This window comes from Streptomyces sp. NPDC036764, from assembly GCF_055609385.1.
This window is the reverse complement of sequence record NZ_JBVJPT010000009.1, coordinates 193260-209498: the sequence shown is the minus strand read 5'-3', so window position 1 is coordinate 209498 and position 16239 is coordinate 193260. Positions and strand designations below refer to the sequence as shown.

Genomic DNA, 16239 nt, shown 5'->3' with positions numbered 1-16239 from the left:
TGTGTTCCTGACATCCTGGCGCAGACACAGGCAACGCATGGCATCGGGGTGCCCACCGTTACAGAACAAACGCGTTTCGGGACACCCCCGAGACACCCCTAAACTGGGCCCGTGACCGAGAACGCTCAGCAGCAGCCACCAGCGCCCGACACCGAACTGCCGACCCAGTACGCGCCGGCCGATGTAGAGGGGCCGCTGTACGAGCGCTGGGTAGAGCGGGGTTACTTCGAGGCGGACGCCAAGAGCGACAAGGCGCCGTACACCGTCGTCATCCCGCCGCCGAACGTCACCGGCAGCCTGCACCTCGGGCACGCCTTCGAGCACACCCTCATCGACGCCCTGACGCGCCGTAAGCGCATGCAGGGTTACGAGACGCTGTGGCAGCCCGGCATGGACCACGCCGGTATCGCCACGCAGAACGTCGTCGAGCGCGAGCTCGGCAAGGAGGGCAAGTCCCGCCACGACCTCGGCCGCGAGGCCTTCGTCGAGCGCGTCTGGCAGTGGAAGGGCGAGTCCGGCGGGCAGATCAGCGGGCAGATGCGGCGCCTCGGTGACGGCGTCGCCTGGTCGCGTGAGCGCTTCACCATGGACGAGGGCCTCTCGCAGGCCGTCCAGACCATCTTCAAGCGGCTCTACGACGACGAGCTGATCTACCGCGCCGAGCGCATCATCAACTGGTGCCCCCGCTGTCTGACCGCCATCTCGGACATCGAGGTCGAGTACCAGGACGACGACGGCGAGCTCGTCTCCATGAAGTACGGCGACGGTGACGACACCATCGTCGTCGCCACCACCCGTGCCGAGACGATGCTCGGTGACACCGCCGTCGCCGTCCACCCGGACGACGAGCGCTACAAGCACCTGGTCGGCAAGCTCATCAAGCTGCCGCTGACCGAGCGCTCGATCCCGGTCGTCGCCGACACCCACGTCGACCCCGAGTTCGGCACCGGTGCCGTCAAGGTGACCCCGGCGCACGACCCGAACGACTTCGAGATCGGCCAGCGCCACGACCTGCCGGCCATCACGATCATGGACGAGCACGCGGTCATCACCGCCCACGGCCCCTTCCAGGGCCTGGACCGGCTGGAGGCCCGCTCGGCCATCGTCGCCGCGCTGCGCGCCGAGGGCCGGATCGTCGCCGAGAAGCGGCCGTACGTCCACTCCGTCGGCCACTGCTCGCGCTGCAAGACCACCATCGAGCCCCGGCTCTCCATGCAGTGGTGGGTCAAGGTCGCCCCGCTCGCCAAGGCCGCCGGTGACGCGGTCCGCGACGGCCGCGTCAAGATCCACCCGCAGGAGATGGAGAAGCGCTACTTCGACTGGGTCGACAACCTCCACGACTGGTGCATCTCGCGTCAGTTGTGGTGGGGCCACCGCATCCCGGTCTGGTACGGCCCGGAGGGTGAGGTCGTCTGCGTCGGCCCCGACGAGGAGCCGCCGAGCGGCGAGGGCTGGCGTCAGGACACCGACGTCCTCGACACCTGGTTCTCCTCCGGCCTGTGGCCCTTCTCGACCCTCGGCTGGCCCGAACAGACCGAGTCGCTCGCGAAGTTCTACCCGAACTCCGTCCTGGTCACCGGCTACGACATCCTCTTCTTCTGGGTCGCCCGGATGATGATGTTCGGCCTGTACGCGATGGACGGCACCCCGCCGTTCCACACCATCGCCCTGCACGGCATGGTCCGCGACCAGTTCGGCAAGAAGATGTCGAAGTCCTTCGGCAACGCGGTCAACCCGCTGGACTGGATGGACAAGTACGGCAGCGACGCCCTCCGCTTCACCCTCGCCCGCGGCGCCAACCCCGGCGTCGACGTCCCGATCGGCGAGGACTGGGTCCAGGGCTCCCGCAACTTCGCCAACAAGATCTGGAACGCGACCCGCTTCGCGCTGATGAACGGAGCGACGGTCGACGGCCCGCTGCCCGAGCCGTCCGCGATGTCCTCCACGGACCGCTGGATCCTGTCCCGTCTGAACTCCGTCGTCGCCGAAGTCGACGCGTTCTACGAGGACTTCCAGTTCGCCAAGCTGTCCGACGCCCTCTTCCACTTCGCGTGGGACGAGGTCTTCGACTGGTACGTCGAGCTCTCGAAGACGACGTTCCAGGCGGGCGGCGAGCCGGCCGAGGTCTCCAAGCGCGTCCTCGGCGAGGTCCTGGACGTCACCCTGAAGCTGCTGCACCCGGTGGTCCCGTTCGTCACCGAGACCCTGTGGACCACCCTCACCGGCGGCGAGTCGATCGTGATCGCCGAGTGGCCGAGCGACAGCGGCTTCCGTGACCAGGGCGCCGAGCAGGAGATCGAGTCCCTCCAGTCGGTCATCACCGAGGTCCGCCGCTTCCGCGCCGACCAGGGCCTCCAGCCCGGCCAGAGGGTGCCCGCGCGGCTGACGCTGGACGGCACGGCGCTGGCCCCCCACGAGGCCGCCATCCGCCAGTTGCTCCGCCTCCAGCCGGAGGGCGAGAGCTTCTCGGCGACGGCGACCCTCCCGGTCGCCGGCGCGACGGTCGCGCTGGACCTGTCCGGCACGATCGACGTCGCGGCGGAGCGCAAGCGCCTCGCGAAGGACCTGGCGGCCGCCGAGAAGGAGAAGGCCCAGGCCACCGCCAAGCTCGGCAACGAGGCGTTCCTGGCGAAGGCCCCGGACAACGTCGTGGAGAAGATCCGCGGCCGCCTCGCGAAGGCGGACGAGGACATCGCCCGGATCGCCGCCCAGTTGGAGCGCCTGCCGCAGGCGTAGGTGTTCGTACGGCTATGAGGGCCCCCGGTGCCATGCGGCGCCGGGGGCCTTCGCCTACGTCTCTTGGGGACGCGGGTCTGTTTCGATGTGCGGCTCCGCCGCGTGGGCGCGACCAGCCAGGACTCACCCTTGGCCGCCCGGCAACCCACGACACCCCACTCCCTGGGCGCACTGTCAGTCGCCCTCCGTAGACTGGCCCCGTGAGCGACCAGAACGAGCCCGACCCCCTCGACCCCTTCGAAGAGATCATCGCGGCCGAGACCGACCGGGACCCGGACCTCGCCGTCATCGAGGCCGGCAGCCGAACCCTGCGCACCCAGGGCGGCCCGCCGGAAGCGGACGTGCCCGCGCGCCCCGAGGACCCCGAGGTCGACAAGGCCCTGCGCGAGGTCGAGGCGGAGCTCGCCACCCGCTGGGGCGAGACCAAGCTGGAGCCCTCGGTCAGCCGCATCGCCGCGCTCATGGACGTCCTGGGCGAACCCCAGCGGTCGTACCCCTCGATCCACATCACCGGCACCAACGGCAAGACGTCGACCGCCCGCATGATCGAGGCCCTCCTCGGCGCCTTCGAGCTGCGCACCGGCCGCTACACCTCGCCGCACGTCCAGTCGGTCACCGAGCGGATCAGCCTCGACGGCGCCCCGGTCTCCGCCGAGCGCTTCATCGAGACGTACAACGACATCAAGCCCTACGTCGAGATGGTCGACTCCTCGCAGGAGTACCGCCTGTCCTTCTTCGAGGTGCTCACGGGCATGGCGTACGCGGCCTTCGCGGACGCGCCCGTCGACGTCGCCGTCGTGGAAGTGGGCATGGGCGGCTCCTGGGACGCCACCAACGTCATCGACGGTGACGTCGCCGTCGTGACGCCGATAGACCTCGACCACACCGACCGGCTGGGCTCCACTCCGGGCGAGATCGCCGTCGAGAAGGCCGGCATCGTCAAGCAGGACGCCACCGTGATCATGGCCCAGCAGCCGGTGGACGCCGCCCAGGTGCTGCTGAAGAAGGCCGTGGAGGTCGACGCCACCGTCGCGCGCGAGGGCCTGGAGTTCGGGGTCGTCGCACGCCAGGTCGCCGTCGGCGGGCAGTTGGTCACTCTGCGTGGTCTCGGTGGTGAGTACGCCGAGGTGTACCTGCCGCTGCACGGCGCGCACCAGGCGCACAACGCCGCCGTCGCCCTCGCCGCCGTGGAGGCGTTCTTCGGCGTCGGGGCCGCACGGGCCGAGCCGCTGGACATCGACACGGTCCGCAAGGCGTTCGCGGCCGTCGCCACGCCGGGCCGGATGGAGGTCGTACGGCGCTCTCCGACCGTCGTGCTGGACGCCGCCCACAACCCGGCCGGTGCGCGGGCGACCGCCGAGGCGATCGGTGAGGCCTTCGACTTCAGCCGGCTCATCGGCGTCGTCGGCGCGAGCGGCGACAAGAACGTGCGCGGACTGCTGGAGGCCTTCGAGCCGATCTTCGCCGAGGTCGTCGTCACGCAGAACTCCTCCCACCGCGCCATGGATGCCGACGAGCTCGCGGCCATCGCCGTCGAGGTGTTCGGCGACGAGCGTGTGCAGGTCGAGCCGCGGTTGCCGGACGCCCTGGAGGCCGCGATCACGCTGGCCGAGGAGGAGGGCGAGTTCACGGGCGGCGGTGTGCTGGTCACCGGGTCCGTCATCACGGTCGGCGAGGCCCGGCTGCTGCTGGGGAAGGGCTGAGTCCGAAAGATGCGTACCCTCTGTTCCTCGACCCTGATCGGCGAGTTCTTCGTCGTCGGCTTTGCCGGTCTGGTCGCGATGAAGGACCCGGATCTGGCCATGTCGACGGTGTGGACGGTCAGCGGCATCGCGATGCTCCTGTGCGTGCTGCTGTGCGGCATGGTGACCCGCCCCGGCGGCGTCGCGCTCGGCTGGGCCCTGCAGGTCGCGCTCATCGCGTCCGGGTTCATTGTTCCCACGATGTTCTTCCTGGGCGCGATCTTCGCGGCACTTTGGTGGGCTTCTGTGCACTACGGCAAGAAGGTCGACGAGGCGAGGGCGAGATTCGCCGCTCAGGCGGACTCCTCCACACCTGACGCTGCGTGACGGGCGCCTGGACACGCCCTGTAACCTCATCCCACCGTCCACCGGCATCCACCGCACACCGCAGTAAGAAGGAGCCCTCCCGTGACCCAGCGCACCCTCGTCCTGCTCAAGCCCGACGCAGTCCGCCGCGGCCTGACCGGCGAGATCATCAGCCGCATCGAGCGCAAGGCCGGCTGGCAGATCACCGCGCTGGAGCTGCGCACCCTGGATCAGGAGACCCTGGAGCAGCACTACGGCGAGCACAAGGGCAAGCCCTTCTACGAGCCGCTGGTGGAGTTCATGGCCTCCGGCCCGGTCGTCGCCATGATCGTCGAGGGCGAGCGGGTCATCGAGGGACTGCGTGCCCTCGCCGGTCCGACCGACCCGATCGCCGCGGCGCCCGGCTCCATCCGCGGTGACTACGGTGTGATCGTCCGTGAGAACCTCATCCACGCCTCCGACTCCGAGGAGTCCGCCGAGCGCGAGGTGAAGATCTTCTTTCCGGGCCGTGCGTAACGCCCTGTGTAGTTGAACGGAATGGGTGTGGGGATTGAAGTCTCCACACCCGAATGGATACCGAGTGCATATGCGCGGCGATCGAGGGAACGAGTGCCCCCGATGGCCCGTCTCCACAAGCGGGGCGACTCGCCATCTGCTGACAATGGCGAAGACCCTCCCGCAGTGTTCGTGCAGGCGCGTCTACGATGGAAGCCTTCACGTCACAGCACCCACTTCGCCGTCCTGACAAGCCATCAAACGCTCCCAGGAAGGCCAGACGAATCCTGATGGGGAACTCAATGTCGTTCATCGGCCGTGACATGGCTGTCGACCTCGGGACCGCCAACACGCTGGTGTACGTCAGGGGTCGCGGGATCGTACTCAACGAACCGTCCGTCGTCGCGATCAACACGAACACCGGCGGCATCCTCGCCGTCGGCGCCGAGGCGAAGAAGATGATCGGGCGCACGCCCGGCAACATCGTCGCCGTGCGTCCGCTGAAGGACGGTGTGATCGCCGACTTCGAGATCACCGAGCGAATGCTCCGCTACTTCATCCTGAAGATCCACAAGCGCCGTTATCTGGCTCGCCCGCGGGTCGTCGTCTGTGTGCCCTCGGGCATCACCGGTGTCGAGCGCCGCGCCGTCATCGAGGCGTCGTCCCAGGCCGGCGCCCGCCAGGTGCACATCATCGAGGAGCCCATGGCCGCGGCCATCGGCTCCGGCCTGCCGGTCCACGAGGCCACGGGCAACATGGTGGTCGACATCGGCGGCGGCACCACGGAGGTCGCGGTCATCTCGCTCGGCGGCATCGTCACCGCCCAGTCAATCCGCGTCGCGGGTGACGAGCTGGACAACGCGATCATCCAGCACATCAAGAAGGAGTACTCCCTTCTGTTGGGTGAGCGGACGGCCGAGCAGATCAAGATCACGATCGGTTCGGCGTACGACCTCGACGCCGACGAGCACACCGAGATCCGTGGCCGGGACCTCGTCTCCGGGCTGCCGAAGACCGTCGTCATCTCCGCGGCCGAGGTGCGCAAGGCCATCGAGGAGCCGGTCAACGCCATCGTGGACGCCGTGAAGACGACCCTCGACAAGTGCCCGCCGGAGCTGTCCGGCGACATCATGGACCGAGGAATCGTTCTGACCGGCGGCGGCGCCCTGCTGCGCGGCCTCGACGAGCGGCTGCGCCGCGAGACCGGCATGCCGATCCACATCGCCGAGGACCCGCTGGACAGCGTGGCGCTCGGCTCCGGCAAGTGTGTCGAGGAGTTCGAGGCGTTGCAGCAGGTGCTCGACGCCCAGCCGCGCAGATGAAGTAACTCTTCGGTTCCGCCGTACGGGATGATCTCCTCTCGTACGGCGGATCGTTGATATAGAGGCATAAGCTCACACATAAGTCTCTGCGCATCCGAAACATCTGAAGACCGACACCTCTGAACGCTTTTTGAAGACCAAAAACCTCTGCACATTCCAATGAGGAAGGGCACGGCCGCCGCACGTGAGGGACACACGAGAGAGCCGGCTGCTCCTGGTGCTGCTGATCGCCATCGCGTTCGCACTGATCACGGTGGATATCCGCGGTGGTGAGGATTCTCCGGTCGACGGTGCCCGCCAGGCCGCCGCCACGGTCTTCGGCCCGATCGAGGACGGTGTGTCGACCGCGGTGAACCCGGTCGGCAACGCGGTCGCCGCGATCCGTGACTCCGGCGAGCGCCACGACCGGCTCGCCCAACTGGAGCAGGAGAACGCCGCCCTCAAGGCGAAGCTCGGCAGCGAAGACCGCGACAACAGCCGGCTGAAGCAGCTCGACAAGATGCTGAAGATCGCGGGTGCGGGCCAGTACGGCATCAAGGGCGCCGAGGTCATCGCCATAGGAGCGGCCCAGGGCTTCTCCTGGACCATCACCATCGACGTCGGCGCCAACGACGGCATCCGGCGCGACATGACCGTCCTGAACGGCGACGGGCTGGTCGGCCGGGTCACCACCGTCGGCCCCAACACCGCGACCGTGCTCCTCGCCAACGACCCCGACTTCACCGTCGGCACGCGCATGGAGTCCACCGACGAGCTCGGCTTCGCCTCCGGCCAGGGGGACCGCCCCCTGCGCGTCGAACTCCTCAACGGCAAGGCCGAGGTGAAGAAGGGCGACCGGCTCGTCACCTTCGGCTCGCAGGCCGACAAGCCCTTCGTGCCGGGCGTCCCCGTCGGTGTCGTCTCCCGCGTGGACCCGTCCGGCGGCGACCTGACCCGCACCCTCTACGTCACGCCGTACGTCGGCTTCTCCAAGCTCGACATCGTCGGCGTCGTCGTCCAGGCCCCCACCAAGGACCCGCGCGACACGGTGCTCCCCGCCAAGCCCAAGCCGACTCCCAGGCCTACCGTGACGGTCACGGTCACACCGGGCGCCGACCCCTCGGCCGACGGCCAGGAGCAGCCGCAGACGGACGACCAGGACCAGCCGCTGGCCGACGGGCTGTACGAGCCCCGGGCCGACGGCCAGTACCAGCCTCCGGGCGACGGACAGAACCAGTACGAGCAAGAGCAGTAGGAGCTGAAGCCCGATGCGCGTCAACCGAATCCTGCTCTCCTCCGCTCTGGTCGTCGTCGCCCTGGTGCTGCAGGTGAGCGTCCTGGCCCGCCTGCATCTGCCGGGCGCCGTCCCCGATCTGCTGCTGCTCACAGTGCTGGGCCTCGCCATGGTCTACGGCCATGTCGGCGGCGCCCTCGTCGGCTTCGGCGCCGGTCTGCTCGCCGACCTCGCCCCGCCCGCCGACCATGTCGCCGGCCGCAATGCGCTGGTGCTGTGCGTGATCGGCTACCTCGCCGGACTCATCAAGCCGGACAACGGCCGGCTCAAGTCGGCCACCGGGCCGATGGTCGTCGTGGTCGTCGCCGCGATCGGCACGACCCTGCTGTACGCCGGAGTCGGCGCCCTCGTCGGGGACACCGCCGCGCGTCATGTCGGGCTCGGCAGCCTGCTGTTCACGGCGGCCCTGTACGACCTGCTGCTCGCGCCGTTCGTCGTCCCCGGGATCATGGCGCTGGCCCGGCGCGCGGAGAACGACCCGCTCGCCGACACCAGCTCCCAGGCCAAGAAGGCCGACATCTCCTCGGGCTGGCTCTCCGGCGGCACCGGCCTGCGGATCGGCGGCCAGCGCGGCGGCCTGGGCAGTCTGAAAGTGAAGGCGCGCACGGCGCGCACGGCCCGCGCCGGGCGCATCAAGGGGGTCAAGCGGCTGTGAGGACAGGGGAGTTCACCCGCAGGGGTGAGTCCGGGAGGAACCCGGCCTTGCGGGCCGATCGTTCATCACTCGAACGCACACAGTCGTATCCGCACTGGTACTCGTACTGAGAGGGGGAGGCAGCGCAGTGACCAACATCCCCGAGACCGGCCGGACGCCACGTGTCCAGATCCGGCTCATCGTCATCCAGATCCTCGTCCTCTCCCTCCTCGGCACCCTCGGCGGGCGCCTGTGGTACCTCCAGATCCGCGAGGGCGACGCCTACGCCAAGGAGGCGTCCGGCAACCACGTCCAGCAGGTCGTCCAGCCCGCCGTGCGCGGCTCGATCCTGGACGCGCGCGGGGTGCCGCTCGCCGACAACGAGACCCGGCTGGTCGTCTCCGCCTCCCGCACGGACCTGCTGAAGATGCCGGAGGACGGCAAGGGGGTCCTGACCAAGCTCGCCGGCGTGCTGGGCATGAAGCCCCAGGAGGTCATGGAGAAGGTCCGGCTGTGCGACGCCAAAACGCCGCAGCCGTGCTGGAACGGCTCGCCGTACCAGCCGATCCCCATCACCGACGAGGCCACCGCCAAGCAGGCCCTCCAGATCCGCGAGCGCGCCGAGGACTTCCCCGGCATCACCGCCGAGCCGCAGGCCGTCCGCCGCTACCCGGCCCCCGGCAAGTCCAACACCGCCCAGGTCCTCGGCTACCTCTCGCCGGTCACCGACGAGGAGCTCCAGAAGGCCCAGGACACCGACTCGCCCTACCTGCGCTCCGACCAGGTCGGCCGCTCCGGCCTGGAGCGCCAGTACGACAAGGAGCTGCGCGGCAAGGCCGGCGTCACCCGCTACGAGGTCGACAACCTCGGCCGCGTCATCGGCCAGGCCAAGGCCGACGCCGCACAGCCCGGCTCCAATCTCGTCACCAGCATCGACGCCCGCGTGCAGCGCATCGCCGAGTACGAGCTGAACGACGCAATGAAGAAGGCCCGCCAGGAGTGGGACCGCAACACCAACGAGCCGTACAAGGCGGACTCGGGCGCGGTCGTGGTGATGGAGGCCAAGACCGGCCGCATCGTCGCCATGGCGTCCAACCCGACCTACGACCCCAACGCCTGGGTCGGCGGCATCTCCGCCAAGGACTACCGGACGCTGACGGGCAAGGCCTCCAACTACCCGCTGCTCAACCGGGCCATCCAGGGCCAGTCGGCGCCCGGCTCGATCTTCAAGGTCGTGCCCACGGCCGCCGCGATCAACGCCGGCTACTCCTTCGACGGCCCCTACGAATGCTCCAGCTCGTATTCGATCGGCGGCCAGGTCTTCAAGAACTTCGAGACCAAGGGGTACGGCCCGATCAGCCTCGGCCGCGCCCTGGAGGTCTCCTGCGACACCGTGTTCTACCGGCTCTCCCACGAGGAGTGGAAGCGGGACGGCGGTACCAAGCCGAAGAAGAACGCCAACGACTGGTTCTACAAGACGGCCCACCAGTTCGGCCTCGGTGCGGAGACCGGCATCGACCTGCCCAACGAGGTCACAGGGCGCATCCCCGACCGCCAGTGGAAGCAGGACTACTGGAAGGCCAACAAGGACGCCTGGTGCAAGTACGGCAAGAAGGACGGCTCGTACGCCGAGAAGATCGCCTACGAGAACTGCCTCGAAGGCAACCGGATGCGCGCCGGTGACTCCGTCAACTACTCCATCGGACAGGGCGACACCCTCGTCACCCCGATCCAGATGGCCACGATCTACGCGGCCATCTCCAACGGCGGCACCCTCTACGACCCGGCCGTCGGCAAGGCCGTGGTCAGCGCCGACGGCAAGTCCGTCGCGGAGATCCAGCCCAAGTCCCACGGCAAGCTGCCGATAAGCCAGAAGACGCTGGCCGAGATGGACGACGCCCTCGCCGGCGTCGCCACCCGCGGCACGGCGGCCTGGCGGTTCGCCGACGTCGGCTGGCCGCAGGACAAGATCCCGATGCACGCCAAGACCGGTACCGCGGAGGTCTACGGCAAGCAGACGACCTCCTGGTTCGCCACGTACACCAAGGACTACTCGGTCGTCATGACGATCTCCCAGGGTGGTACGGGCTCCGGTGCCTCGGGTCCGGCCGTGCGCAACATCTACGACGCGCTGTACGGCGTCTCCGACGACGGCACGATCAACAAGAAGAACGCGCTGCTGCCCACGCCGCAGAAGAGCCTGCCGAAGGTCCGTACGGACGGCACCATGGCCTCGCCCAAGGTCTCCAAGGACCCGGCGAAGGAGCAGCGGGTCACCCAGAAGGGTGAGGACTCGACCGACGAGCAGCAGCTCGCCGGGACGGCGGCGACGCCCACGGCCGAGAACCGGGACACCCGGCGCCGGCGACGCGGCGGCCGCAAGCGGGGAAGCCGGAGGATGCTGACATGACCGGCGCCAACAGTTTCCAGGTCTCCGGGTACGGGCCGGAACGGGCGGGCTGGACCCGCCTGTTCGCCCGCGACTCGATGGCCCGCCGGCTGGACTGGCCGATACTGCTGTCGGCGACGGCCCTGTCCATGATGGGCGCGCTCCTCGTGTACTCGGCGACCCGTAACCGCACCGAGCTCAACCAGGGCGACCAGTACTACTTCCTGATCCGGCACTTCCTGAACACCGGCATCGGGCTGGCGCTGATGATAGGGACGGTGTGGCTGGGCCACCGCGCGCTGCGCACGGCCGTGCCGATCCTGTACGGCCTGTCGGTCTTCCTGATCCTGCTGGTGCTCACACCGCTCGGCTCCACCATCAACGGCGCCCACTCCTGGATCAAGCTCCCCGGCGGCTTCTCCCTGCAGCCCTCGGAGTTCGTGAAGGTCACGATCATCCTGGGCATGGCGATGCTGCTGGCGGCGAGAGTGGACGCGGGCGACAAACCGTACCCGGACCACCGCACGGTGATGCAGGCGCTGGGCCTGGCCACGGTGCCGATGCTGATCGTGCTGCTCATGCCCGACCTCGGGTCGGTCATGGTCATGGTGGTGATCGTGCTGGGCGTGCTGCTCGCGTCCGGTGCCTCCAACCGCTGGGTCTTCGGACTGATCGGGACGGGGACCATCGGCGCTATCGCGGTCTGGCAGCTCGGCGTCCTGGACGACTACCAGATCGCCCGTTTCGCCGCCTTCGCCAATCCCGATCTCGACCCGGCGGGCGTCGGCTACAACACCAACCAGGCGCGCATCGCCATCGGTTCGGGCGGGCTCGCGGGATCGGGGCTGTTCCACGGCTCGCAGACCACCGGCCAGTTCGTGCCGGAGCAGCAGACCGACTTCGTCTTCACGGTGGCGGGGGAGGAGCTCGGCTTCCTCGGCGGCGGGCTGATCATCGTGCTCCTCGGTGTGATCCTGTGGCGGGCCTGCCGGATCGCCCGTGAGACGACCGAGCTGTACGGGACCATCGTCGCGGCCGGGATCGTGGCGTGGCTCGCTTTCCAGGCGTTCGAGAACATCGGGATGACGCTGGGGATCATGCCGGTGACGGGTCTGCCGTTGCCGTTCGTCTCCTATGGCGGATCGTCGATGTTCGCGGTGTGGGTGGCCGTGGGGCTGCTCCAGTCGATCCGGGTCCAACGTCCGATGTCGGCGTGACCTCGGTGATCGGCTGAGGCAGTGGGTGCCCGGCGGCGCGGCGTTTCCGCGCCGCCGCGTGCCGTGCACGGAATAGGCCATTCCCTCTGCCTTCACCGCCCGTTTGCCTGCGGTTCATGGCTGGTAAGCCCTGTCATCTCGTCGTGACTCCGATTAGATTCGGTTCATGGCGGACACGAAGCGCGAAATCGAGCGGAAGTATGAATCCGACGACAGCGGCCTGCCCGATCTGACCGGCGTCGCCGGGGTCGCTTCCGTCGTCGACAAGGGTGTCGCGCACTTGGACGCCACGTACTACGACACCGCGGACCAGCGCCTCGCCGCCTCGTCGATCACACTGCGCCGTAGAACAGGCGGCTCCGACGCCGGCTGGCATCTGAAGTTCCCCATCGCCCGGGGGGTGCGGGACGAGATCCAGGCCCCGCTGTCCGACGAACTGCCCGGCGCGCTCGCCGGGCTCGTCCGCTCCCGGGTCCGCGGCGCCGAACTGGTGCCGGTGGTCCGGCTGCGTTCCGACCGGGATGTGCGCCATCTCGTGGACGCCGACGGCGGGTTGCTGGCCGAGGTCAGTGTGGACGCCGTACACGCGCAACGGCTCGCCGGAGGGGACGGCAGCGCCCAATGGACCGAGATGGAGGTGGAGTTGGCCGACGACGGCGACCCCGCCTTCCTCGACAAGGTGGAGAAGCGGCTGCGCAAGGCAGGGGTACGGCCGTCGAAGTCGGCGTCCAAGCTCGCGCGGGCCCTGGCCGAGACCGCTCCGAAGAAGCTCGCCCCCGGGCCCGCCGAGGACGCGGACCTTGTGACGGCCGGTGACCATGTGCTCGCGTATGTCCGGGCCCAGCGGGACGCGATCGTCGAGCTCGACCCCGCCGTACGCCAGGACGCCGAGGACTCCGTCCACAGCATGCGCGTCGCGACCCGGCGGATGCGCAGCACCTTCAAGTCCTTCGGCAAGGTCCTCGACCGGTCGGTCACCGACCCGATCGGCGACGAGCTGAAGTGGCTCGCCGGTGAGCTGGGCGTGGACCGGGACCGCGAGGTGCTCAACGAACGCCTGAGCGCGGCACTCGAGGAGGTGCCCCCACCGCTGGTCTCGGGTCCGGTCGCCGAGCGGATCAGCCACTGGGCGGGCGACAGGCCCGGCGGGGCGAGCAGCCGGCTGATCGGGATCCTCGACTCCCACCGCTACCTGGCCCTGCTCGACGCCCTGGACGCACTGCTCGCCGATCCGCCGCTGCGCAAGGCGGCCGGACACAAGCCCGGCAAAGCCCTGCCCAAGGCCGTGAAGAAGGACTTCGGGAAGGTCTCCGCGCTGGTCGAGCAGGCCCTGGAGCTGGACCCCGGTCACGACCGGGACGTGGCCATCCACGAGGCCCGCAAGAAGACCAAGCGCACCCGCTACGCGGCGGAGGCGGCCACCCCGGCGCTCGGCAGGCCGGCGAAGGACCTGGTCAAGACGATGAAGGCGCTGCAGAACCTGCTCGGCGAGCACCAGGACAGCGTCATGGCCCGCCAGACCCTGCGCGAGCTGTCCGCGGTCGCGCACGCGGCCGGGGAGAGCGCCTTCACCTACGGACTGCTGTACGGGCGTGAGGAGCAGCGCGCGGCGGCCGCGGAGGCCGAGCTGCCCGGGTTCTGGGACGGGATCAAGAGCGGGACGGACGTCCTGTGAGCCTTCGGACGGACAAAGGGTGTCCGCGGTCGCGTTAGGCTAGATGGTCACCCCTGTCAGTTCCGTCCAGCTCACGAAGGTTCGCGAGATGCCTGCCGAAGCCGCTGCGGTCGCCGAGTCCGTGTTCCCGCAGCTCGAAGCGCTGCTCCCGCATGTGCAGAAGCCGATCCAATACGTCGGCGGAGAACTCAACTCCACGGTCAAGCCGTGGGAGTCCTCCGACGTCCGCTGGGCGCTCATGTATCCCGACGCCTACGAGGTCGGGCTGCCCAATCAGGGCGTCATGATCCTCTACGAGGTACTCAACGAGCAGGAGGGCGTCCTCGCCGAGCGCACGTACAGCGTGTGGCCGGACCTGGAGGCCCTGATGCGGGAGCACCGCGTCCCGCAGTTCACCGTGGACAGCCACCGGCCGGTTCGCGCCTTTGACGTGTTCGGGCTCAGCTTCTCCACCGAGCTGGGCTACACGAACATGCTCACTGCCCTGGACCTGGCCGGGATCCCGCTGGAGTCCAAGGACCGTACGATCGACGACCCGATCGTCCTCGCGGGCGGCCACGCGGCCTTCAACCCCGAGCCGATCGCCGACTTCATCGACGCCGCCGTCATCGGTGACGGCGAGCAGGCCGTGCTCGACATGACGCGGATCATCCGCGAGTGGAAGGCCGAGGGGCGGCCGGGCGGCCGCGAGGAGGTCCTGTTCCGCCTGGCGAAGACCGGCGCGGTCTACATCCCGGCGTTCTACGACGTCGAGTACCTCCCGGACGGCCGTATCGCCCGTGTCGTACCGAACAAGAGCGGTGTCCCGTGGCGCGTGTCGAAGCACACGGTCATGGACCTCGACGAGTGGCCCTACCCCAAGCAGCCGCTGGTCCCGCTGGCCGAGACGGTGCACGAGCGCATGTCGGTGGAGATCTTCCGCGGCTGCACGCGAGGCTGCCGCTTCTGCCAGGCCGGCATGATCACCCGCCCGGTGCGTGAGCGTTCCATCACCGGCATCGGCGAGATGGTCGAGAAGGGCCTGAAGGCGACGGGCTTCGAGGAGGTCGGCCTGCTGTCCCTGTCCTCGGCGGACCACAGCGAGATCGGCGACATCGCCAAGGGTCTGGCGGACCGCTACGAGGAAGACAAGATCGGCCTCTCCCTCCCCTCCACCCGCGTGGACGCCTTCAACGTCGACCTGGCGAACGAGCTGACCAGGAACGGCCGCCGCTCCGGCCTGACCTTCGCCCCCGAGGGCGGCAGCGAGCGGATGCGCAAGGTCATCAACAAGATGGTCTCCGAAGAGGACCTGATCCGGACCGTCGCGACGGCGTACGGGAACGGCTGGCGCCAGGTGAAGCTGTACTTCATGTGCGGCCTGCCGACGGAGACCGACGACGACGTGCTCCAGATCGCCGACATGGCGATGAACGTCATCGCCAAGGGTCGCGAGGTGTCGCGCTCGAACGACATCCGCTGCACGGTCTCCATCGGCGGCTTCGTCCCCAAGCCCCACACCCCCTTCCAGTGGGCGCCGCAGCTCTCCGCCGAGGAGACGGACGCGCGCCTGGAGAAGCTCCGCGACAAGATCCGCGGCGACAAGAAGTACGGCCGCTCGATCGGGTTCCGCTACCACGACGGCAAGCCCGGCATCGTCGAGGGCCTGCTGTCCCGCGGCGACCGTCGTATCGGCGCCGTCATCCGCGCGGTCTACGACGACGGCGGCCGCTTCGACGGCTGGCGCGAGCACTTCTCGTACGACCGCTGGATGAGCTGTGCGGACAAGGCGCTGGAGCCGTACGGCGTGGACGTCGACTGGTACACCACGCGCGAGCGCACCTACGAGGAAGTCCTCCCCTGGGACCACCTCGACTCCGGCCTCGACAAGGACTGGCTCTGGGAGGACTGGCAGGACGCCCTCGACGAGACCGAGGTCGAGGACTGCCGGTGGACGCCGTGCTTCGACTGTGGGGTGTGCCCGCAGATGGACACCCACATCCAGATCGGCCCGACCGGGAAGAAGCTGCTGCCTCTTACGGTCAAGAACGCTGCGCCGGCGCCGAGCGGTCACTCCCACTGAGGTGGGCGAGGCCCTCGCTCGGGTGATGGAGGCCTTGGCGGGGGCGAGCGAGGAAGAGGTGGCCGCTGCGCTGGCTGCTGTCGGGGCTTCTAGTCTTCGAGAGTCAGTGCCACGGCGAGGGCCTGTCACGCCTCTGCCAGGCCCCGCAGAGCCCGCGGGCATCCACTCAGAGGTCGAGTGGGTCCGAGTGCTCAGACCTCGGTGAGGTCCCGTACGGCGATGTTGAGCCCCCTCTCGATACAGAGGGGGCTCAATGCTGTCCTGCGCCGGTGAGCTGCCTGAACGGTCGGCTCAGCTTGCCTTTGGCAAGTTGATATCCAGGATGATGATTACTGGATAAAGTCGGATTGTTACTACTGGTTGCGGGGGCAACCAGGTTTGGTCGGCG

11 protein-coding genes are annotated in these 16239 nt (G+C 68.8%); all 11 read left to right on the top strand.

The window, feature by feature from the left end; all coding sequences use genetic code 11:
- Positions 1-111: 111 nt before the first annotated feature.
- The 11 genes from ACZ69Q_RS29460 (at position 112) to ACZ69Q_RS29410 (ending at position 15851) form a co-directional block, all read left to right on the top strand.
- Positions 112-2736, top strand: a complete 2625-nt coding sequence (locus tag ACZ69Q_RS29460; RefSeq protein WP_471047249.1) for a valine--tRNA ligase — start codon at positions 112-114, stop codon at positions 2734-2736.
- A gap of 200 nt (positions 2737-2936) precedes the next feature.
- Positions 2937-4439, top strand: coding sequence for a bifunctional tetrahydrofolate synthase/dihydrofolate synthase (gene folC, locus ACZ69Q_RS29455; protein ID WP_471047246.1), 1503 nt, complete (start codon positions 2937-2939; stop codon positions 4437-4439).
- 9 nt (positions 4440-4448) lie between these two features.
- On the top strand, positions 4449-4805 hold the full coding sequence (locus ACZ69Q_RS29450; protein WP_471047244.1) for a DUF4233 domain-containing protein: 357 nt from the start codon (positions 4449-4451) through the stop codon (positions 4803-4805).
- An 81-nt stretch (positions 4806-4886) separates the two neighbouring features.
- The gene (ndk, locus tag ACZ69Q_RS29445; RefSeq protein ID WP_129802331.1) at positions 4887-5300 is read left to right on the top strand and encodes a nucleoside-diphosphate kinase; all 414 of its coding nucleotides are present in this window, start codon (positions 4887-4889) and stop codon (positions 5298-5300) included.
- Positions 5301-5581: 281 nt separating this feature from the next.
- On the top strand, positions 5582-6601 hold the full coding sequence (locus tag ACZ69Q_RS29440; protein WP_004931372.1) for a rod shape-determining protein: 1020 nt from the start codon (positions 5582-5584) through the stop codon (positions 6599-6601).
- A 184-nt stretch (positions 6602-6785) separates the two neighbouring features.
- Positions 6786-7835, top strand: coding sequence for a rod shape-determining protein MreC (gene mreC, locus ACZ69Q_RS29435; protein WP_471047241.1), 1050 nt, complete (start codon positions 6786-6788; stop codon positions 7833-7835).
- A gap of 13 nt (positions 7836-7848) precedes the next feature.
- Entirely contained in the window at positions 7849-8529 is a 681-nt protein-coding gene (gene mreD / locus ACZ69Q_RS29430) for a rod shape-determining protein MreD (protein WP_471047238.1), read from the top strand.
- 127 nt (positions 8530-8656) lie between these two features.
- Complete coding sequence (gene mrdA / locus ACZ69Q_RS29425; protein WP_471047235.1) at positions 8657-10918, top strand: penicillin-binding protein 2; 2262 nt, start codon at positions 8657-8659, stop codon at positions 10916-10918.
- On the top strand, positions 10915-12114 hold the full coding sequence (gene rodA, locus ACZ69Q_RS29420; RefSeq protein ID WP_471047233.1) for a rod shape-determining protein RodA: 1200 nt from the start codon (positions 10915-10917) through the stop codon (positions 12112-12114). Before mrdA ends, rodA begins: the two co-directional genes overlap by 4 nt.
- Positions 12115-12280: 166 nt before the next feature.
- On the top strand, positions 12281-13789 hold the full coding sequence (locus tag ACZ69Q_RS29415; protein ID WP_471047232.1) for a CYTH and CHAD domain-containing protein: 1509 nt from the start codon (positions 12281-12283) through the stop codon (positions 13787-13789).
- Between the two features lie 88 nt (positions 13790-13877).
- Entirely contained in the window at positions 13878-15851 is a 1974-nt protein-coding gene (locus tag ACZ69Q_RS29410; protein ID WP_471047230.1) for a TIGR03960 family B12-binding radical SAM protein, read from the top strand.
- The last annotated feature ends 388 nt before the right edge of the window (positions 15852-16239 follow it).

Bases quoted from the DNA above. Each gene is read 5' to 3' on its own strand.
- rodA (WP_471047233.1), top strand. From the start codon at position 10,915: ATGACCGGCGCCAACAGTTTCCAGGTCTCCGGGTACGGGCCGGAACGG.
- ACZ69Q_RS29415 (WP_471047232.1), top strand. From the start codon at position 12,281: ATGGCGGACACGAAGCGCGAAATCGAGCGGAAGTATGAATCCGACGAC.
- ACZ69Q_RS29450 (WP_471047244.1), top strand. From the start codon at position 4,449: ATGCGTACCCTCTGTTCCTCGACCCTGATCGGCGAGTTCTTCGTCGTC.
- mreD (WP_471047238.1), top strand. From the start codon at position 7,849: ATGCGCGTCAACCGAATCCTGCTCTCCTCCGCTCTGGTCGTCGTCGCC.
- ACZ69Q_RS29410 (WP_471047230.1), top strand. From the start codon at position 13,878: ATGCCTGCCGAAGCCGCTGCGGTCGCCGAGTCCGTGTTCCCGCAGCTC.
- ACZ69Q_RS29440 (WP_004931372.1), top strand. From the start codon at position 5,582: ATGTCGTTCATCGGCCGTGACATGGCTGTCGACCTCGGGACCGCCAAC.